At 38.7% G+C, this 19569-nt stretch carries 19 protein-coding genes and 1 pseudogene; 15 read left to right on the top strand and 5 right to left on the bottom strand.

Translation table 11 applies throughout. From position 1 onward, the window contains the following. Window positions 1–77 precede the first annotated feature (77 nt). From IEU71_RS08135 to IEU71_RS08160, 6 genes and pseudogenes are all read left to right on the top strand, one after another. Window positions 78–224 (top strand): annotated as a pseudogene (locus tag IEU71_RS08135) (NupC/NupG family nucleoside CNT transporter); the annotation flags it as partial. A 20-nt stretch (window positions 225–244) separates the two neighbouring features. Next, window positions 245–1177 carry a ribonucleoside hydrolase RihC gene (rihC, locus tag IEU71_RS08140; RefSeq protein ID WP_004913550.1) on the top strand — a complete coding sequence of 311 codons (933 nt, stop codon included), beginning with the start codon at window positions 245–247 and terminating at the stop codon, window positions 1175–1177. Between the two features lies 1 nt (window position 1178). Continuing rightward, on the top strand, window positions 1179–2138 hold the full coding sequence (locus IEU71_RS08145; protein ID WP_004913548.1) for a nucleoside hydrolase: 960 nt from the start codon (window positions 1179–1181) through the stop codon (window positions 2136–2138). A gap of 157 nt (window positions 2139–2295) precedes the next feature. Next, complete coding sequence (locus IEU71_RS08150; RefSeq protein ID WP_004913546.1) at window positions 2296–2775, top strand: DUF1440 domain-containing protein; 480 nt, start codon at window positions 2296–2298, stop codon at window positions 2773–2775. A 184-nt stretch (window positions 2776–2959) separates the two neighbouring features. Further along, window positions 2960–4276: a chloride channel protein gene (locus IEU71_RS08155; protein ID WP_004913543.1), complete on the top strand. Its 1317-nt coding sequence runs from the start codon at window positions 2960–2962 to the stop codon at window positions 4274–4276. A gap of 14 nt (window positions 4277–4290) precedes the next feature. Continuing rightward, window positions 4291–5949, top strand: a complete 1659-nt coding sequence (locus tag IEU71_RS08160; protein ID WP_004913540.1) for a glycerophosphodiester phosphodiesterase family protein — start codon at window positions 4291–4293, stop codon at window positions 5947–5949. A 48-nt stretch (window positions 5950–5997) separates the two neighbouring features. On the opposite strand, the gene IEU71_RS08165 is transcribed toward IEU71_RS08160, so the two are convergent. Further along, window positions 5998–6954 carry a KpsF/GutQ family sugar-phosphate isomerase gene (locus IEU71_RS08165; protein ID WP_004913537.1) on the bottom strand — a complete coding sequence of 319 codons (957 nt, stop codon included), beginning with the start codon at window positions 6952–6954 and terminating at the stop codon, window positions 5998–6000. After that, a complete protein-coding gene (gene kdsA / locus IEU71_RS08170) occupies window positions 6938–7789 on the bottom strand; it encodes a 3-deoxy-8-phosphooctulonate synthase (protein WP_004913534.1) in 852 nt (283 codons plus the stop codon). The genes IEU71_RS08165 and kdsA overlap by 17 nt, the downstream gene beginning before the upstream one ends. A gap of 311 nt (window positions 7790–8100) precedes the next feature. Here kdsA and IEU71_RS08175 point away from each other — a divergent pair, with 311 nt between their 5' ends. The 5 genes from IEU71_RS08175 (at window position 8101) to IEU71_RS08190 (ending at window position 11085) form a co-directional block, all read left to right on the top strand. Then, window positions 8101–8349 carry a GlsB/YeaQ/YmgE family stress response membrane protein gene (locus IEU71_RS08175; RefSeq protein ID WP_004913532.1) on the top strand — a complete coding sequence of 83 codons (249 nt, stop codon included), beginning with the start codon at window positions 8101–8103 and terminating at the stop codon, window positions 8347–8349. A gap of 195 nt (window positions 8350–8544) precedes the next feature. After that, window positions 8545–9186, top strand: a complete 642-nt coding sequence (locus IEU71_RS08180) for a hypothetical protein (RefSeq protein ID WP_004913530.1) — start codon at window positions 8545–8547, stop codon at window positions 9184–9186. Between the two features lie 266 nt (window positions 9187–9452). Then, window positions 9453–9587: a hypothetical protein gene (locus IEU71_RS10250; RefSeq protein WP_004913524.1), complete on the top strand. Its 135-nt coding sequence runs from the start codon at window positions 9453–9455 to the stop codon at window positions 9585–9587. Window positions 9588–9669: 82 nt separating this feature from the next. Further along, window positions 9670–10530, top strand: a complete 861-nt coding sequence (locus IEU71_RS08185) for a fructosamine kinase family protein (protein ID WP_004913521.1) — start codon at window positions 9670–9672, stop codon at window positions 10528–10530. Window positions 10531–10605: 75 nt separating this feature from the next. Next, window positions 10606–11085: a glutathione peroxidase gene (locus IEU71_RS08190; RefSeq protein WP_004913519.1), complete on the top strand. Its 480-nt coding sequence runs from the start codon at window positions 10606–10608 to the stop codon at window positions 11083–11085. 18 nt (window positions 11086–11103) lie between these two features. Here the strand turns inward: IEU71_RS08190 and IEU71_RS08195 are convergent, their stop codons facing one another. From IEU71_RS08195 to IEU71_RS08205, 3 genes are all read right to left on the bottom strand, one after another. Continuing rightward, a complete protein-coding gene (locus tag IEU71_RS08195; protein ID WP_004913516.1) occupies window positions 11104–12066 on the bottom strand; it encodes a LacI family DNA-binding transcriptional regulator in 963 nt (320 codons plus the stop codon). A gap of 116 nt (window positions 12067–12182) precedes the next feature. After that, window positions 12183–13592: a glycoside hydrolase family 32 protein gene (locus IEU71_RS08200; protein WP_004913514.1), complete on the bottom strand. Its 1410-nt coding sequence runs from the start codon at window positions 13590–13592 to the stop codon at window positions 12183–12185. Between the two features lie 36 nt (window positions 13593–13628). Continuing rightward, entirely contained in the window at window positions 13629–14912 is a 1284-nt protein-coding gene (locus IEU71_RS08205; protein WP_004913511.1) for an MFS transporter, read from the bottom strand. A gap of 216 nt (window positions 14913–15128) precedes the next feature. Between IEU71_RS08205 and IEU71_RS08210 the strand changes: the two genes are divergently transcribed. From IEU71_RS08210 to IEU71_RS08225, 4 genes are all read left to right on the top strand, one after another. Then, window positions 15129–17243: a YhgE/Pip domain-containing protein gene (locus tag IEU71_RS08210; protein ID WP_004913507.1), complete on the top strand. Its 2115-nt coding sequence runs from the start codon at window positions 15129–15131 to the stop codon at window positions 17241–17243. Window positions 17244–17302: 59 nt separating this feature from the next. Beyond that, the gene (locus tag IEU71_RS08215) at window positions 17303–17788 is read left to right on the top strand and encodes an Rrf2 family transcriptional regulator (protein WP_004913506.1); all 486 of its coding nucleotides are present in this window, start codon (window positions 17303–17305) and stop codon (window positions 17786–17788) included. A 158-nt stretch (window positions 17789–17946) separates the two neighbouring features. Then, window positions 17947–18810 carry a helix-turn-helix domain-containing protein gene (locus IEU71_RS08220; protein WP_114667290.1) on the top strand — a complete coding sequence of 288 codons (864 nt, stop codon included), beginning with the start codon at window positions 17947–17949 and terminating at the stop codon, window positions 18808–18810. A gap of 114 nt (window positions 18811–18924) precedes the next feature. Continuing rightward, complete coding sequence (locus tag IEU71_RS08225; RefSeq protein WP_004913501.1) at window positions 18925–19527, top strand: PTS transporter subunit EIIC; 603 nt, start codon at window positions 18925–18927, stop codon at window positions 19525–19527. The last annotated feature ends 42 nt before the right edge of the window (window positions 19528–19569 follow it).

Below are 19569 nucleotides of genomic sequence, written 5' to 3' on the forward strand. Positions count from 1 at the left end.
GTTCAATATCGACAACTCACCACTGAGTCTGTTAGTTAATTAATTTTATTTTGTCCAACTATTGGGGTTCACTTCACACATTGGGTATGATTATTGGTACCTTTAAAGGACTTGTTAATAAAGAAAAGAATGATTATATTAGTTCTCGAGTACCATACATGTTAATTTCTGGAATCTTAGTATCGCTTCTTTCAGCTGCTACAGCCGGACTGTTCATTTGGTAAACATCATAAGGGGATAAATCATGATACCGATTATTTTAGATATGGACCCTGGCATTGATGATGCAGTGGCATTGTCAATTGCCTTAACTAATCCTAATTTTGACATTAAGCTGTTGACTAGTGTGGCTGGCAATGTCAGTGTTGATAAAACAACTGCTAATTTACTCAAGCTAACCACATTCTTTAATCGACAAGAAGTACCTGTTGCCAAAGGTGCATCAAAGCCTCTCAAGAAGGCGTTTGTTGATGCTTCGTATATCCATGGTGCTTCAGGTATGCCAGGTTATGATTTCGAAACACCAAAAAATCTGGCGATTGCACAAGATGCAGTGAGTGCAATGGCTGAGACGTTAATGGCTTCCGTAGAGCCGATCACTGTCGTGGCGACGGGATCTTACACTAATATTGCACAGCTCATCCAACAATATCCAGAAGCTTTATCACATATTAAACGCTTCGTGCTGATGGGTGGCTCATTATCTGGTGGTAACGTGTCTTCAGTGGCTGAATTTAACGTCTTTACTGACCCTGATGCGGCTGATATTGTCTTTAAAAGTGGTATCGACATTGTGATGATTGGTTTAGATGTTACGTTAAAAGCACTACTGTCTTTGCAAACGATTGACGATGTTGCTAAACTTGGTGAATCCGGCAAAATGTTACATCAGTTGATGACTGCTTATGGTGATACTGAAGCCGATGGTAAACCAATGCATGATGTGAATACAATTTGCTACTTATTGGCACCAGAATTTTACACGTTGACAGATTATTGGGTTGATGTCATTACTCAAGGGCCCGCGGCAGGTGCTACTGTGGCTGACACGCAAAATCGCTGGTCGCAAGGTAGAAAAAATGTCCATGTTGCAACGGACATTGATGCAGCAGCTTTTGAAAAATGGTTTGTTGCGCAAATTCCAAATATGAATAAACAACTAGAAGGAGAAGAATGACATGGCTTCTGTCAAAATGATTTTAGATTTAGACACAGGTGTTGATGACGCGTTAGCATTGGCATGGGCTGTCTGTGATCCGCGTACTGACCTGATTGGTGTGATCGCGTCTTATGGTAATACATTAGTTGAAACAGCCGCACAAAATACATTGGATTTGTTACATTTATTAGGTGCAGACAATGTGCCAGTATTTTTGGGCGAATCTCATTCTTCAACAACACAAAGTTTTGATGTGATGCCGATTTCTAAAGCAATTCACGGTGATAATGGTGTTGGCAATATTGATATAACACGTTCACCACGACAAGTTGAAACAACGAGTGGAATAGACTTTCTGATCAAAATGGCGCACCAATATCAAGATGAACTAGTTTATGTACCGACTGGTCCATTGACTAATTTGTCAAAAGCGTTGACAATCGATCCAGAAATTGCTCACCTAATTGGTAACACAACCTTAATGGGTGGTGCGCTGACAGTGCCAGGAAATGTGACGCCATTTACTGAAGCTAATATTCATCAGGATCCAGAAGCTGCAGATCATGTGTTTAGAGAGCAAAAACGTTTGACAATGGTTGGCCTAGATGTAACCTTACGGACATTGTTGACGAAAAAGCACACTCAAAAATGGCGTGATTTGGGCACTAAAGCAGGTATAATATATGCTGATTTGATGGATTATTACATTGAAGCTTATGATCAACTTGGCATTGACCATCGTGGTGCTGCTTTACATGATCCACTCGCTGTGGCGGTCGCGATTGATCCTAGCTATGTCTTGACTATTCCATTGAATATGAGGGTGACATACGATCAAGAATCAGGTGATTACGGTCGCACAATCGGTGATCGAGAGCGTTTGCTTGAAGACACAACAACGCAAGTGGCAGTTGGTGTCAAGACTGAACGTTTTGTCAGAGACTTCATGGACTTTATGATTGCTGTTTTAAATGATTAAAACCTTTTCAAGTACGGACCCGTCCGTACTTTTTTATTGCGTTCGTTTCGACTAGCACGCCAGCTAAAGAAGTATCAAAAACAGGGAATTGTAACGGTTATGCTATAATTAAAAATGAATATTGATAACGTAATTTTTTAAGGGTGGTAGAGAGAAGATGTCGCATATCATAGGAGACACGGTTTTTGTTGGTATTATTGCTGGTTTACTATCTGGCATGGTGAAAATTGGTTGGGAAGCAATTTTGCCACCTAGAAGTCAAGCTAGAGATGAGACTAATCCACCCCAACAGCTCTTACAACAACTTGGGTTTTCTAAAGCGTTTACGCATGCTTATTGGACCTATGCCACAAATCAACGGATATACTTTGTGGCGTTGTTCATGCATTTTGGGTTTTCGATTACATTTGCTGCGCTGTTTACTTTTTTACAGGCGTTTAATCATGTTGTCACGATTGGGCAGGGAACAGTATATGGGATTGTCGTTTGGTTCATTTTTCATATTGTGCTACTGCCACTACTAAAAACGATTCCGTCACCTGCAAAGCAACCATTTGCAGAGCACTTTTCAGAATTTTTTGGACATATCGTCTGGGGATGGAGTATTTATTTGGTGATGGTGGCATTGATAGGTTAAGTTCATGTGATTGATAACGCTCAAGTGCCAATGGCTGGCATTTTACAAAAACGTGATGAATTTAAAGCAATCGCGTTTTTTATTTGTTGTTTGGAAAACCATGTTACATTGTGCACTAGCAGAGTGAGTGGTAATCTAGAGTATGTTATTGCCTGTTAAAATAGTTATAAAAGTGAGAGATAAAATGGATACTAGTGCCATGAAGAAGAATAGTGGATCATCATCGACAACACGAGAGAATATATCATTAACGATTGCTACCGTTATATTGGGTGTGATTGTTGGATTTAGCGCGATATGTTTAAGTCTATTACTAGAATTTGTCGAAAAAATATTTCTAAATTATTTGGAAACAGCACAATCACCAGTGCCAACGGCTGGCCCTTTGCACAGGCTTCTGTCTGTCACAGTTGGTGGCCTTTTGGTGGCTATTGTGTGGTACTTTTTGAGAAATAAAACGCAACCAACTGTTGGCATTAAAAAAGCGTTGGATGGTCAAAAAATGCCAGTATTACAAACAATTGTCCATGTTTGCACGCAAATTGTTTATGTTGGTACCGGTGGATCAATTGGCCGAGAGTTAGCGCCTCGTGAAGCAGGTGCTATGCTTGCCCAAACTTGGATACGTTTCCAATCACGTTTGGGACTGGCAGATTTAACTGATGATGATCGTCGTTTATTGATAGCAGCGGCAGCTGGTGCTGGTTTTGCCGGTATTTATATTGCCCCTATCACAGGTATGCTATTCTGTGTTGAAATATTGTTAAAAAAATTATCATTGCGCAACGTGTTAGTGAGTCTGACGATGTCAATGATAGCCATGTTAATGGGATCTTTAATAAAAGGATTTCACCCGTACTATTTAGTTGGGGATGCGCATTTTTCGATGATCAGTTTGATTTTAGTTATTATTATTGCACCATTCACGGGATTTGCTGGTGCGCTATTCCGTGTGATCTGTCAATGGGCTGAAAAAAATCAAGTTAAGAAATCGCCAATTTTGTGGCAGTTGCCTTTGGTAGCTTTCTTAACTGGTGTGGTCGCGTATTTCTTTCCGGAAATCATGGGCAACGGCCGGGCACTTGCACAGACGGCAATGTGGACAAAAAGCTCACAACTTCTGTGGCTTTTGATTGCTGTTGGTATTTTAAAAGCTGTTGTGACAGTGTTGATAATCCGTTTTGGTGCAGCTGGTGGTACATTAACACCAGCCATTGCCATCGGTGCAGCGATGGGCGCAATTATCGGTATCGGTTTATCACAGATATGGCCTAATCTTGTGATTTGGCAGTGCGCTGTTTTAGGCGCCGTAACTTTGTTATCAGCATCCCAACAAGCACCTTTCATGGCAATGTTCATGATTCTTGAAATTTGTCACCTCAATTACTCAGTGTTCTGGCCAATGGCAATTGGAGTGGCAATTGCAATGGTAATTTCTCGTCAAACATTAAAAAAATACAACACCAAAGTTCAATTCAAAACAGTACCAGTTCCTAAATGAAAGGGGATTTGACTATGAACAGTAAAAAAATATCACGTCAAACAATTATAATCGTGAGTATCATTTTTATCTTTAATGTTGTTGCGCAATGTCTAATTAATTGGGTACAAGGTTATCAGCCTAAAACCTATCAAATACCGACCAATGATTTGACAATGTTACTTAACTATATTGGTGACTATTGGGTTAATTATGCTATCACCGTTGTGGTCTATCTATTCCTGTGGTTTGCGTATGTTGGGTTGTGTTTGGGTGCGTTCTTGTGGCTTTGGGAAAACATCACATGGTCACAATTTTGCTCTGGTTTGTTAAAGGGACGCGTTCATTTATATGCTGCATTGTTGTTAATTTTGACAATTCCTTTAAATCAATTTGGCTTTAAATTCCCGTTGTCTTATTACTTGACTATTCCTAAAACTTTTCTTGATAGTTTGAATAGTCAGTTGGCGTTGGCTATTGGTGTTGTGGTGTACATACTCTATTTTCTGTTGGTTGTGAAAATGAGATTTTTGATTCACCAAACAGTCATTAGTCATGATCGTGTTGGATTGAGCTTTAAAAATAGTTGGCGTCGCAGTCAGTTTAATTTGAAGTTTTATCGCGATTTATTGTTGGTTGTAATCGTTCTTGTCATTAGTTTGTTTGGGAGCATTTATGCTCAACATTTATTGGATTCATACACGTCGGTCGCGATAAGGCACGTTGGTGCTAATGTATTGATTGTGGTGATGACAGGCATTTTTTATGTCATTACCGCAAAATTTGTTAACCTACTAGCTGATTATGCCCAACCCAATCATTCAAAACGGCCAAATCAGGCATGGCATTGGGCAAACCTATTAATTTTGTGTGTGGTTAGCATTTTGAGCGTTTGGTTATCTGGTAAATGGATAGATCAACCGAGTGGTCGTTACTTAGTGATTGCTCACAAAGGTATTAGTAGCCTAAATCAAACACCAAATGTCGTTGAAAACTTGAAAAAAGTAAGTGCAACTAAACCAGATTACGTTGAAATGGACATTCAGCCAACAAAAGATGATGTTTATGTTTTGAGTCATAATACAAAAGTTACGACTACAAGTGGTAAGTCTTACAAAATTAATCAGACAAAATGGTCAACTTTAAAGTCCTTGAAAATAAAAGAAGCAGGGCATATATTCAAGCTGTCGTCGTTTGAAGATTATCTTAAAACAGCCAATTTGTATCATCAGAAATTACTAATTGAGTTGAAAATTAATGACACAATTACCAATGAGCAATTGCAAAAATTTGAGACGCAGTATGGTCCATTAATTCAAAAGAATCATTCAGAAATTCAATCGTTAAATCAGAACGCCCTAAAAAGAGCAAGCCGCTATTTGAAAGTCAGGACTGGATTGTTATCACCAGTTAAGAATACGATTGATAGCACAAAAACGAATCAATTTTATGCGATTGAATATTCAGCTGTTGACCAAACGGTTGTGCGCACGATTAATCAACACAAAAAAGATTTATATGTTTGGACAGTAAATGATTCAGCGGATGTTGCCAGTGCTTATGTGATGGGCGTTCGCGGTTTCATCACTGATCATCCAAAACAGGTGCGGCAGCAGTTAAAACAATTGGTGAAGCAGCCGACGTATAGTGATGCATTGCGCGGTATATTATTCTTTCAAAAGTCAGCGATTTAAAAAGCAGGTATCACTCATGTAACAATGAGTGATACCTGCTTTGATTTTCTAATCTAAAACATCATGAATAGTGATAATACCGACAACTTCTTCATTATCATCAAGGACAACTAAGTTGGAAATATTATGTGCAGCCATTTTCTTCCAAGCAGCGCCATTGCGGGCTTCTTGGTTAATGCTGATAAATCCTTCTGTCATATAATCTTTGGCAGTGGAGTTTTTGACTTGGCTAATATTCAAAAACTTTTTACGAATATCACCATCGGTAACAATACCAATAACTTTTTCATCATCATTTTTAACAAGTGTCATGCCAACGGCAAAATCACTGATACGATAAATAACATCATTGATTGGCGTTGTGGTATGCACATAAGGAATTTTTGTGTGCATGGCATTTTTAACATTTTGTAATAACAACTTACCAATGGAGCCACCGGGGTGATACAAGGCGAAGTTTTCTCGTTTGAATGATTTTTCTTTTTCAATCGCAATTAACAAAGCATCGCCCATAACTAGTGTTGCCGTCGTTGAGCTTGTCGGCGCTAATTTAGTAGGGTCTGCTTCTTCAGCGACATCAACTTTTAAAAGTAAATCGGTGCTATTAGCTAATGACGAATCTTCTGAACCAGTGATGGCCACAGTTTTGAGCTTATTGTGGTGAATCACTTGCAAAGCAATTAGTGTTTGAATGACTTCTTGAGTTTCGCCACTATTAGAAATGAAAATGGCTAAATCGTCACTGGCAACGCGACCAAGATCACCGTGATAGGCTGTACCAGCATCAATGTAAAAACTTGGAACGCCGACAGATGAAAAAGAGGCTGCAATTTTGTCAGCAATAATACCAGATTTACCAATCGCAATAAAAATGAGACGTCCCTTGGTCTGTAAAATCGCTGCCACTACGCTATCAAAATTCGTGTCTAAAGTATCTCGGACTGATTTCAACGCGTCAATTTCAGTGTTGAACGTGTGCTTTGCATCATCAAAGTAAGTCGTCATGGGCATACACCGCCTTCATTTCAAGATGTTCGTGAAATAACCGATTCGCATTTTCAAGAATAGGACGAATTTTTGACAAGTATAATTGACTATCTTGGTCGGAAATTGCCTTTGGCGGATTTGGGTGGACTTCAGCAAAAATGCCATCAATACCAATGGCTAGTGCCGCGCGCATCAGAGGAAAGGCATAATCACGATTGCCACCTGAATGATTACCATAACCACTTGGCACTTGAACAGAATGGGTCGCGTCAAAAATGACGGGATAGCCTGTTTCGCGCATCTGAATAAGACTTGTCATATCGACAACAAGTTGATGATAGCCGAACATAGTGCCGCGTTCAGTTACCAAAATATGTGGATTGCTTGTCGCTACTTTATCCACAGCTGTTTGAATATCTTCTGGTGCCATAAACTGCGCTTTTTTAATATTGACAACGCGACCAGTTTTTCCAGCTGCTAACAGCAGGTCAGTTTGTCGGCTTAGGTAAGCGGGAATTTGTAACACGTCTGCGACTTCAGCCACCGGTTCACATTGGTAAGGTTCATGAACGTCAGTGACAATTGGAACATGATAGTTCTCTTTAATTTTGGCTAAAACTTTCAGGCCCGATGCCATACCGGCGCCTCGTTCTGAATCAATAGAGCTACGATTGGCTTTATCAAAGGATGATTTGAAAACGTAATTTATCCCAAGTTCATCAGTAATTTGTTTTAGCGTCTCAGCTACTTCAGCACATGTTTCATATGATTCAATGGCACATGGACCGGCGAGGAGTGTGAGGCGATCGTTTTTAAAGCCGTAATCTTGAAATACATCACTAATTTGTGGCATAATTTTCTGTCTCCTAACTTTAATCAAATTCTTGTTGGGTGTTTGCTATTAATTTATGAGTCTGGGGTAGCCTTATCCATACTTAATTAATATTACGGATATTATAGCATGAGTTTGTGAAAAGCATGTCCAAAAACGATTGGTTTCTAATGACAATCTAACATTTTCGTTTCAAATAGTGTGAGCATAATATTTGCAATAAAATATTATATTTGTTATTCTTAAGGCATTAACCAAGGGGTTTGATTGACATTTCTTAGAAAGTTAGTCGCGCCTTTTGGTATTAAATAATGAGAAAGAGGGATATAGAAATGGGATTAATTTGGACACTAATTGTTGGTGCAATCATTGGTGCAGTAGCTGGTGCTATCACTAGTCGTGGCGCAGCAATGGGTTGGATCAGTAATATTATTGCTGGTTTAATTGGCTCATGGTTGGGTGAAAGTTTGCTGGGTTCTTGGGGACCAAGATTGGCCGGCATGGCACTAATTCCATCAATCATTGGCGCTGTTATTCTAGTGCTAATTGTTTCATGGTTAGTTGGCAGAGCTAATAAATAAGGTAAAACTTTCTAAACCATGATAAAAGAGACTTTTTAGGAAAAGTCTCTTTTTTTGTTTATCAGCAATTACGCAAGCAAAATAATAAGCAATTTTGATTTCAAAGCGTATCATATATTATAAAGATTATTATGTTTTAGATGAGAGAGTAACAAATGTAGTTAAAGTTAATTTTATATGAAAAAAGGGGAGAGGATGAAATCACATACTAAATATATTGGTGCAGTTATTGCTGCAATTTTGGTCGTTATAATGGTCAGCATTGGCGTGTATGCTTACAGCCAATCACACACGATACAAAAATCGCAATCAGCACACCAATCAAGCAAATCAACGTCAACAAGCCATCATTCTCAATCATCAACTAGCACTGAGAGTTCAAGTACAACATCATCAAGCAGTAATAGCGCAAGTTCTAGTAGTTCAAGTAGTGCCGAAAGCAGTAGTATCGTGACAAATTGGGCATCACTGGATTTAACGCACCAAATTGCGATTTTGATACAAGCTGCATTTGCTGGTCAAAATGGCAAGCCAAATACCCAATTTGATTTCACACAAAACTACTGGGCAATGACGGGCAGTGTAAATGACGGCGAAATTCAGCGTTATGTACCACAAACAGACAGTTTTGCTGGGATATCGGATATTTTGTCAGCAAAAATTAATATCAATGGCGACCAAATCCAAGTTACCAGACCAATTTCAGAACCATTTACAACATCTTTAAACACATCTGTTGCGACTTACTACGATGAACAACACCGTTCTGTCACGGACCAAATCGCCCAGCGAGTCGTGACGCCAGCCAGACTCCAAGCCATTCGTGAAGGAAAATAAAGCGTCGGGAGAGCATATTTTTTGCATTGGTTAATAAACGGAAGTATAATAATCGTAATGTTAGTAATACCAAAATTCCATTCCTAGGAGGATTCAGTATGGCAAAAGTAAAAAAGAGTACAGGATTTTGGAGTAAATTATCAATTTTGTTGGCTGTTGGTCAACTGTTATTCAGCCTTTATCATGAAATTAAGCAATCGCGCACAAAGTCGTAAACACTACCTAAGGTGCCGTGCAAACACATTTTTTATAAAAGGAGACTCACAATGTTGAAATCTATCTTGAAGTTCATGCTTGCTTCCACGCTGATTGTCAGTGGCTTGATTGTTGGCGGTACAATTTTTGCCGCCAAGGGAATTGATGAGTTAGGTGATGAATTAGAAGACAAAATACATGGTTGATTTTGATACTATAAAATTTTAATAGTGATAGCCGTTAATGATTGTGGCTATTGCTATTTTTTAATTGAAAAGAGGGGTTTGTATGGATGCAGCGTTTTTATCACATCTTAATTTGGGAACAATTTCAAAAGTCACACCTGTTGGGGGCGGTGATATCAATCAAGCGTTTCGTTTAGAAAGCAGTACGGGGCCAGTATTTTTGCTACTGCAACCGGATCATAAAAAAGAATTCTTTACTCATGAAGTCAATGGCCTAGCATGTTTAGCACCTTTTGTTAAAACGCCACAAGTCCTGCGGATAGGAGAGTGGGGTAATAATGCTTATCTCGTTTTGTCTTATTTAGCGCATCAATCGCAAGGGGATGCTTTTGCATTAGGCACTGCTTTGGCGAGAATACATCAGCAAGCTAGTCCTCAAGGCCAATTTGGATTTGATGAATCATTCACAATGGGGACTTACACAGCTGATAATTCTTGGCAAAAAAGTTGGCCAACATTTTTTGTGCAGCAACGTTTATTGCCATTGCGAACAATGATTCGAGATCAAGGCTTGTGGTCAGAAGAGTTAGATTTATCATTTCAAGCAGCTATCAAGCAGTTTGAACGTTTGATGATGGATTATCAAGCGCAACCCTCACTATTACACGGCGATCTTTGGTCAGGAAATTATATGTTTGGGTTAAATGGTGAACCCATTCTAATTGATCCCGCAGTATTTTATGGTGATCGTGAATTTGATATTGGGATTACAACCGTTTTTGGTGGCTTTTCCGATGCGTTTTACCGTGGTTATCAAGCAACTTACCCATTGACTTCGGGATATGAAAGACGCATATTGTTTTATCAACTGTATTATCTGATGTTCCATCTGTCACAGTTTGGTGCCGGATACTTGGCACAAGTACAACAAAAATTAGTCAGTATCAATCAACAATCTGACTAGTGAGCGCCTATCATTTAGTTTGACTTATCTAATGCTATAATGACGTTAATAAAAAATATGATTGAAGGAGAAATTATGGCTAATATATACCAGTTTCAAGCGATCAAAGAAAATGGGGAAACATACTCATTAGACAGTTTGAAAGGGCGCCCCGTTATCATTGTTAATACGGCTACAAAATGTGGTTATGCCCCGCAGTTTGAAGAATTAGAATCGCTTTATAAAACATATCAAGACCAAGGTTTAGTCGTTTTGGGCTTTCCGTCTAATCAATTCAAACAGGAAGTGGACTCGAGTCATGAAGCCGCTGAAGCGTGTCGCTTGACATACGGCGTGACGTTTCCCATGCATCACTTGATTTCTGTTAACGGCAAAAATACCGATCCATTGTTTAAGTACTTAAAGTACAACACGAAAGGTACTTTTGGATCGGCGATTAAATGGAATTTCACCAAATTTCTGGTTAATCAAAAAGGTGAAGTGGTTGAACGTTTTGCACCAAACACTTCACCTAAAGAAATGATTCCTGATATTGAAAAATTGCTTGGTGCTTAATTTTTATTTTGTGGTCAATCAGCGTTGGGTTGAAAGTGTAACGTCAAGTAAGTACTTTGTCTTAGTTGTTTCACCAGCAATTCTTTTCTCAAGAACTTCAATAGCGACACTTGCCAACTGTTCGATTGGTTGCACAATGGTTGGCATGTTTGGAAAAATAGCTTGAATGAGTCGTGTGCCATCAAAACCTACTACGATAGGTTTTGATGGTATTTTTGATACTAAGGGTAGCATTTGCGTTGCTTCAACATCATTACTTGCAAAAATAGCATCAACGTCGTTATGCTGTTGCAGCATTTTGGTGAAATTGGCTGTTTTTTGTGCATAGCTCATTTCAAAATCAATTTGCCATGTAATGGGTATTAAGTGGTGCTTTGCCATGGTATCCAAATAACCTTGATGTCGTTGGTCACTTGGCATATTGTTGGAAAACGGATCTGTGGTATGAATAATTTTCTTTGCGCCTTGTTTAATCAGAAATTCCGTTGCTAACACACCACCTTGATAATTATTCACGGCAATCGTAGAAATTTCATCATTAAGAATGCGTTCAATTGAGACAATTGGTAAGCCGTGGTATTTATTGTAAGTTTGAATATTAAAGTTATGCGTTCCAACAATTAAACCATCAACTTGACGGGAGAGTAATTGTTTTAAATAATGCTCTTCTTTTTTGGCGTCCTGTGTTGCGTCGCCGACAATGACTGTATAGCCCTTTTGATATAATTTCTTTTCCAGCGTTTCGACGAGTTCGCAAAAAAAAGGGTTAGCAATTGACGGGAAAAGCAGACCAACGATATTTGTTTTTTTCTTTTGCAATTGTTGCGCTGCTGCATTCGGTTGATAGTTCAGTTCAGCCATAGCGTCGTGTACTTTATCAATTGTGGCTTGGCTCAAATAGCCGCGTTTATTGATAACACGAGAGACTGTCGTTTTTGATACACCGGCAATTTCAGCAACATCTTCTAATTTGTAATTCATCACATCACCTAAACAAAATAAAAATGCTTATCCTAATTTGATAAGCATTATAAAACTAATTATAAGTATACTACAAGTGATGATAAACTTTGATAATGTTGCTGGGAGAATGTTGTTTAGTTTGTTTCGAGTTGATAGGTTGTGAACTGACCTAACAAATTCTTGCCGTCAATTTTGATTGTAGGTGCCTCATCAGTATAGAATCGTTCTGTGAATACTTTTTCACCGTTTTGAACGAATATTTCAACGACACTTTTATCAATATATAAGGAAAGTGTTATTTCTGATGATTGTGCAATTGTTGCAAACCGATCATCTTGAGGATGATCCTGATGTGTTAATCGGAATTGCTGGTTGGCATTATCAAAATTGAGCGTGATAATGTCTTGTTGTCGGTTATTTTGGAAGTGTAAGATAAAATCTTGGGCTGTGAGATTGAGCTGAACTTCAACAGTTGCTGAATGACCATTTAATACCGTTTGTACTGATGACAAACTGCCGCTGCTTAGTACTTGTCCACGTAAAGAGCGTACTTCGGCGACTGGACGCATCAATAAACGGTCATTGGCTAGGATAAGTTCGCGAGGTAATGTGAGCATACATGCCCAGCCATCTGCTTTTTCAGGAAATGCACTTTCCCACATATCCGCCCAGCCAATAACAATTCGGCGACCGTCCGGCGCCAAAAGGGTTTGTGAGGCGTAAAAGTCATGACCATTATCTAATTCTTGAAACTCGCCACGGTCAAATTGATTTTTGGTGTAGTCATAATGGCCTACAAAGTAACCTGTTTGATAGAGATTACGGAATTTTTGTGGCTGAGTTTCAATTTTCATAGGTGAAGTAAGTAGGATATGACGACCATTGAGAGTGAAAAAATCAGGGCATTCCCACATGTCACCTTCGGTTGCGACAGCTCGTGATGTGTTGAGTTCACCTAGATATTGCCAATCAAAGAGATTTTCGGATTGATAGATTAAGGCACGACCGAGGCCATCTTGTGATTGATTGCCTAAAATGACATAATAATTGCCATCATATTCCCAAATTTTAGGATCACGGAAGTGATGGGTGCTATCAGACGGCGCTTCTGCAATAATAGGGTTGTGCTCATACTTTGTAAAATGAACACCGTCATCGCTATAAGCTAGATTTTGATTTTGCCAAAAATGTTCGGGATCATTGTCGCCGTAGTAATGATGACCCGTATAAATCAGCCAAAGACGACCATCTTTGACAATGGCGCTTCCCGAAAATACGCCGTCTGTATCTTCATCATCACCAGGGGTTAATGCAATTGGTAAGTCTTCCCAGTGCATTAAATCACTGCTTCGTGCGTGCCCCCAATGCATTGGTCCCCATTCAGGTTTGTAGGGATAGTTTTGATAGAAAATATGATAATAGTCTTGAAAGTATACAAAACCATTAGGGTCATTCATCCAGCCATAGGTTGGTGCTAAATGAAATTCAGGACGATAGCGATCATTGGTCACCGTTGAGAAATTTTTTTCGAGTGTGTGTGACATATTGTCTCCTTAAAGTATGTTTTGGATGTTGCGGCGTTACGACTTAGCCAAAGGGGTTCCGTCGACGTGTTGTGTATCTTTTTTGAGAATGAAGAACGCGTAAACACCAGCAATCAAGACAATGACAGCAATGACATGGAATGTATTTTGATAGCCTACACGATCTCTGAGAATGCCCAATGGTGTTGATAAAATAACCTGCCCAATTTGGGCTGCAATCTGGAAACCAATCATATATAGAGAAGCCGAAAGTTTGGTGTTGAAGTGAAGGGTAAAGTATCTGAAAATTGATAACGTAAACATAGGTACTTCCAGAGAGTGCAGCATTTTAATGGCGGAAACGGCGTATGGATTGGCGTTAAATCCGCAAAGGCCAATTCGCAAGAACATAATAGCGACACCAATCATGAGTGTCCGTTTGACACCAACTTTTTGCATCACAATTGGTACGATACCTAACATTAGCGCTTCAAAGAATACTTGAATACTGTTGAGCGTGCCGTATGTCTGTTGGCCAACTGCTACACTTGAGAATAACTTTGTATAGAAATCAGGAAACATTTGTGAATCAAAAATATTATAAAAAGTCCAAGTGAACATGATGAAAATAATCACCTGCCATAATTCAGACATTTTTAAAAGACGTAACATATCTGACAGCTTTGGTACTGAATCTTCGCGGGCTAACGTTTTGACAGCATGATTGGCATCACGCTCTTCTTTTGGCACCCAGAATATAAGAACCAATAATAGTAGCACACCAAATAATGAACCAAACCAGAAATTTAAATGAGGGTTAATCACAAACAAAACACCGGCAAGTAGGGCCACAATAGCGTATCCGAATGATCCCCAAGCACGAGCTTGACCATATTCAAATGAGAATACACGACTAAATCGTTCTGTGACCGCTTCTAGTATGCCAACTGCCGATAAAAAACCTGTCGATAGCACGATAGCACCGACCCACATACCGATAGCAAAATGATTGACGAGGAGAGGGGCGTAGACCCAAATAAAAAATGGACCAATTAGCGTAGATATAACAGCGTTAAAAATAAGTAAGTGTCGCTTGATGAATAGTTTGTCTTGAATTGTGCCATAAACAAACATCAAAATTAAACTGATCAATGAATTGGCGGAAAAAATAGTGCCAACTTGACTTCCAGATAGGCCCAGACCATTTGTGTCGGAAGTCAACCATAGTTGGTAGAAGCTCCACCAAATACCCCATGACGCAAAGAACAGCAACATGCTAGTTGAACTTTGTAAATAAGACGCGTTTTTAAAGGTGCGCGTGCCTTTTTGATTATGATTCATTAGCTGATCCATTAACCTTTCTTAAAATGGCGTTCCAAAATGTAAACGTTTACATAAGTGATTATAATTTCAATTTTTTAGTATGTCAACCGATTGGCAGTTTTATTTTTTGAATGTTTGTTTTTTGATATATTACAAATAAAATAAAGAGCTTGCATATTCTTCCTTTCGGCTATATAATTTATCCATAGATAAAAAAAGGAAACGGGAAAGTTCATGAAATTTTGGAAAAGTACGGAGTGGCAACGTGTTCGAAAAATACGCGGTTTGCCATTATTACTAATTGGAATTGCACTCATTCCAAGCCTTTATGCGGTTATCTTTTTGTCATCATTGTGGGACGCGTATGGTAATGTCAACAAGTTACCAGTGGCAATTGTCAACCAAGATCGCGCTGCAAAGATTAACGGTAAGACGCAACATTTAGGAAATAACCTCACCAAAAATTTGGTAGATGGTAAGCAACTAAAAATTATTAAAACCACTAAATCTCAAGCCGCATCAGGCTTGAAAAGTGGTAAATATTACATGACCATCACAATTCCTAGTGACTTCACTGAGAATTCTGGCACACTTTTGAGTAGTAATCCTGTGCAACCAGAAATCAAAATTGCTCACAACACAGGTCAAGGATTTATTGCTGAAAAAATGACAACATCAGCAGCCGAGAAATTACAAACCAAAGTGTCACAGTCGTTACAAAAAGTGTATAGTCAAACACTTGTAACCGCTACGACTGCTTCCAAGGGTGGTTTTAATACTGGTTCTGAGGGTGCAAGTAAATTGAGTAGTGGTATCTCCCAATTGCAAGATGGCACAAAGCAATTACAAACAGGAACGACCGCATTGCAAAGCGGTTCTGCCCAACTTGTAACTGGTTTGTCGCAGTACACAAGCGGTGTCTCATCAGCTAATTCTGGTTCTGCCCAGTTAGTGGCAGGTGCGCAACAACTCGCCACACAACTTCAAAAAGTCAGTGATGAAATTAATGCAAAGCAACAAGCAAAGGCATCTGATTTGGCAAAGTTGGATGCTGGTTTGACGGAGCTGACGCAGGGATTAGGAAAACTGAGTGGAAGTGGATCTGGATCAAATAGTGAAAGTGATCAAAATGCAAAAAGTTTGATTGATAGCTTGTCAGGATCAAAAACGGACTTCGAAACACTAGAAAAACTAGTTAACAGTGATCCACAGTTAAAAAGCAATACAGACATACAAAACGCTCTAACTGATTTAGGCAAAAACTTAGGTAAAAGTAGCACAGCTGCAATTAATTTACAATCCTCTATTACTGCCCAAATGGAAACTCTAAATTCTAAGTTAAGCGATTTAAAATCAGGAGCAGGCGCTGTTGAACAAGCGCAACAAGCCATCAAAACCCTCAATGCGAGTCTAACTGAAGTTAGCAACGGTATCGCTACGCAAGCTGTTCCGGGAGCACAACAATTAGCACAAGGTGCGAGTCAATTGAATGCCGGATTGAGTCAACTAAATGCTAATAGTGGCACCCTTAATCAAGGCGCTTCGCAGCTCAATTCTGGCACCACACAGTTACTAGAAGGTGAAAATCAGGCAATCGTTGCTCTTGGGCAAGCTAACACAGGCGCGCAAACGTTGTCACAAAAATTAGCTGATGGCGCTGTTAAATTATCAAGCATTCATAATCAAAAATCTAATGTGACTGCATTGTCAAAACCAGTTAAAAAAGATAATTCTGATTTATCTAAAGTTGCTAACAATGGTACTGGTATGGCACCATATATGATGTCGGTCGGTCTGTTTGTTGGTATGGTTGCATTTAGTGCGATATTTGATTTCATGACTGTTGGCAAGAAACCGAAAAATGGTTTCCTCTGGTGGGCTGACAAGCAAACAGTTAATGCACCGGTCTGGATTGCGCAAGCACTGTTGATGACGGCATTGCTCTTTATCGTTGACGGTATGAAAACTCAAAAGCCAGTCATGACATTCATAGTAGCTTTGGTAGCATCGTTTGCCTTTAATCAATTTGTGATTTTGTTCAATGTTGCATTTGGCAAACTGGGATCTGGTATAATGTTAATTCTAATGGTTTTGCAATTGAGTGCCAGTGCTGGAACTTATCCAATTGAACTCTCAAATGGCTTCTTTAATGCGATTCACCCATGGATGCCAATGACTTATTCAGTTCACGCGCTACGTGAAACAATTTCAATTGGTGGCAGCGTGGCATTGGATCTAACCGTATTATTGAGCTTGGGTATTGTCTCCATGATTTTAACTTGGGGCGTTTACGAAGTGAAATTAAGGCATAATCAATTATCATTTCCACAATCATCAACTGCGGAATAAATGACTCATAAACCTCATTCGTGGGGCTTTGTACATAAAAAGATGGGAGAAATATCACCATGAAAATGTCTAGTGCTGTTGAGCAAAGTTTAGTTGTATTAGTCATGTTGGGACTACAAAAAGATGGCTTGCCGGTTAAGAGCCACGTTTTGAGTAAGCATCTTGAAGTTTCAGATTCATATTTAAAAAAGACCATGCGAAAATTGGTTGTTGCCAATATTGTGGAAGCAATTGCAAGCAAAGAGGGTGGCTTTCGTTTGGCACGTGCCACAAAGTCAATCACGTTGTTGGACGTTTATGAAGCAATTGAGGGAAAGGACAGTTTTGTTCATTCTACACAGCTAGCTGATAGAGTATTCCCAGCCAAAAAAGCGGTTGAAACAGGTACACAGGAAGTCCTATCAATCATATTTGATGCTGAGCAAGATTTCAAAAAGCGATTGAAGCAGTATTCAATTCTCGACTTGCTGAAGTTGCGCGAAGATGGTAGCGATGGCATTGATTGGCGTAATTACGAACCACAAAATCAAACGGCTTTTGTGTGATGAATTTAAAGTGTAAGAATTTAGGGACCAGCTGGTCCTTTTTTGTTTAGACAGGCTATTATTGACGATAAATTATAATCGTGATAATATGAAACAAAATGAAAACGGTTACATATAATATTTATAAAGATGTAAATAATCATAAAGGTATTGAAAACATGGCATATAATCATGAAAGTATTCAAACAACAAGCGGATTACCGTTTCGTATTTTTAGTTTTAATGAGCAAAATGACGGTCGCTTTATCCCGAAGCATTGGCACCAAAGTGTTGAAATGATATATTGCTTATCTGGTCAGTTGAAAGTTTGGTTGATTACTGAAGAATATATTTTACAAAAAAATGATTTCATGGTGATTAACACAAATACCGTTCATGCTACGCAGGGGCTCAAAAATAGTCAAGTCATGATTATTCAGTTACCAATACAATTTTTACGTGAGGTGACGTTTGGTAAATATCCAAATGAATTTGTTTTTCAAATTAATAGTACACTTGCAAAAAATGATTATGATGATGTTGTGTTGACCTATTTTAAGCAAATGGCGATATGCAGCCGATATTTAAAAGAAGGGCACAAAACGCACGAGTTATTAATGAATTTACACGTTATGTCTGATATATATGCTTTATTGGCAATTTTATGTGAACATTATGCCGATAAAACCATTGCTGCTAGGAGAAAATTGACTTTTGATCGGACCAGATTGATTAAAGTGATTGATTACTTACATGACAATTTTGTTAATGAGATTACTTTGGCTTCTACCGCAAACGATTTCAATTTTTCCACTAGTTATTTTTCAAAATTTTTTCAAGAAGGAATGGGTACGTCTTTTACAAGTTACCTCCGTTCTATTCGTTTGGATGCTGCTTTTGAAAAAATGATGACGTCTGATTCAGATCTCACAACAATTGCTATTGACTGTGGGTTTGAGAGTTATCGGAATTTTTACAATGCTTTTATTGTAGTTTACCGTGTTGCACCTAGTGAATATCGGAAAATGTCAAAATTAATGTGATGACCAAAATGACAAATATTTACATGTTTTAGGCGATAAAAAAGCAGGTTAGCTAAAGAGAAAGCGCTTACAATGAAATTGTAAAATTAAATAGTCAATTCGAAAGAGAGGCGCATGATGAAATTTAACAAGGAAAAAGTTACGGGTCTATTTGACAATATGTCTCCAACTTTAGACAAAATTGGGAAAAACAAGTATCTGCAAACAATTATGGGCGCCATGATGGCACTTTTACCGCCGATAATTTTGGGATCATTAACGACACTGCTATCGATATATACCAAAGATTTAAATTACAAACCGCTATCTAATATTTTAAATGGTATTGGCACTATTACGATTGGTGCTATGGCACTGTATTTATCATTTTTGATGGCTAAATACCTAGTTCAAAATTTTATGTCTGATCAAGACGATGGTACCGCGGCAGGTATTATATCCCTAATGTCATTTTTAATCATGACGCCGTTAGGTTCTTATACATCTAATCGTGTAGCCGTCACTGCTATTCCGGTAACGTGGCTTTCATCACAAGGTGTTTTTTCAGCGATGGTGATTGGATTAATCGTTGGTCGTTTATATATTTATATTGTGAAACACGGCTGGACAATTAAAATGCCAGCGGGTGTACCGCCAATGGTTTCACAATCGTTTGCAGCTTTAATTCCGGGTATTTTTATAGGTATGGTAGATTGTAAAATTAAACCGAACACTTGAATAAAAAAGCCGCAGCGCCTTTAATGGTAATTGTCTAAAACA

The sequence above is a fragment of the Leuconostoc falkenbergense genome (assembly GCF_014634805.1).
GTDB lineage: Bacteria > Bacillota > Bacilli > Lactobacillales > Lactobacillaceae > Leuconostoc > Leuconostoc falkenbergense.

Coding starts and splice junctions, on each gene's coding strand:
- rihC (WP_004913550.1), top strand. CDS start 245: ATGATACCGATTATTTTAGATATGGACCCTGGCATTGATGATGCAGTG.
- IEU71_RS08195 (WP_004913516.1), bottom strand. CDS start 12,066: ATGAATTACAAATTAGAAGATGTTGCTGAAATTGCCGGTGTATCAAAA.
- IEU71_RS08175 (WP_004913532.1), top strand. CDS start 8,101: ATGGGATTAATTTGGACACTAATTGTTGGTGCAATCATTGGTGCAGTA.
- IEU71_RS08145 (WP_004913548.1), top strand. CDS start 1,179: ATGGCTTCTGTCAAAATGATTTTAGATTTAGACACAGGTGTTGATGAC.
- kdsA (WP_004913534.1), bottom strand. CDS start 7,789: ATGCCACAAATTAGTGATGTATTTCAAGATTACGGCTTTAAAAACGAT.
- IEU71_RS08150 (WP_004913546.1), top strand. CDS start 2,296: ATGTCGCATATCATAGGAGACACGGTTTTTGTTGGTATTATTGCTGGT.
- IEU71_RS08200 (WP_004913514.1), bottom strand. CDS start 13,592: ATGTCACACACACTCGAAAAAAATTTCTCAACGGTGACCAATGATCGC.
- IEU71_RS08155 (WP_004913543.1), top strand. CDS start 2,960: ATGGATACTAGTGCCATGAAGAAGAATAGTGGATCATCATCGACAACA.
- IEU71_RS08190 (WP_004913519.1), top strand. CDS start 10,606: ATGGCTAATATATACCAGTTTCAAGCGATCAAAGAAAATGGGGAAACA.
- IEU71_RS08185 (WP_004913521.1), top strand. CDS start 9,670: ATGGATGCAGCGTTTTTATCACATCTTAATTTGGGAACAATTTCAAAA.
- IEU71_RS08215 (WP_004913506.1), top strand. CDS start 17,303: ATGAAAATGTCTAGTGCTGTTGAGCAAAGTTTAGTTGTATTAGTCATG.
- IEU71_RS08220 (WP_114667290.1), top strand. CDS start 17,947: ATGGCATATAATCATGAAAGTATTCAAACAACAAGCGGATTACCGTTT.
- IEU71_RS08205 (WP_004913511.1), bottom strand. CDS start 14,912: ATGAATCATAATCAAAAAGGCACGCGCACCTTTAAAAACGCGTCTTAT.
- IEU71_RS08225 (WP_004913501.1), top strand. CDS start 18,925: ATGATGAAATTTAACAAGGAAAAAGTTACGGGTCTATTTGACAATATG.
- IEU71_RS08160 (WP_004913540.1), top strand. CDS start 4,291: ATGAACAGTAAAAAAATATCACGTCAAACAATTATAATCGTGAGTATC.
- IEU71_RS08165 (WP_004913537.1), bottom strand. CDS start 6,954: ATGACGACTTACTTTGATGATGCAAAGCACACGTTCAACACTGAAATT.
- IEU71_RS08210 (WP_004913507.1), top strand. CDS start 15,129: ATGAAATTTTGGAAAAGTACGGAGTGGCAACGTGTTCGAAAAATACGC.
- IEU71_RS08180 (WP_004913530.1), top strand. CDS start 8,545: ATGAAATCACATACTAAATATATTGGTGCAGTTATTGCTGCAATTTTG.
- IEU71_RS10250 (WP_004913524.1), top strand. CDS start 9,453: ATGTTGAAATCTATCTTGAAGTTCATGCTTGCTTCCACGCTGATTGTC.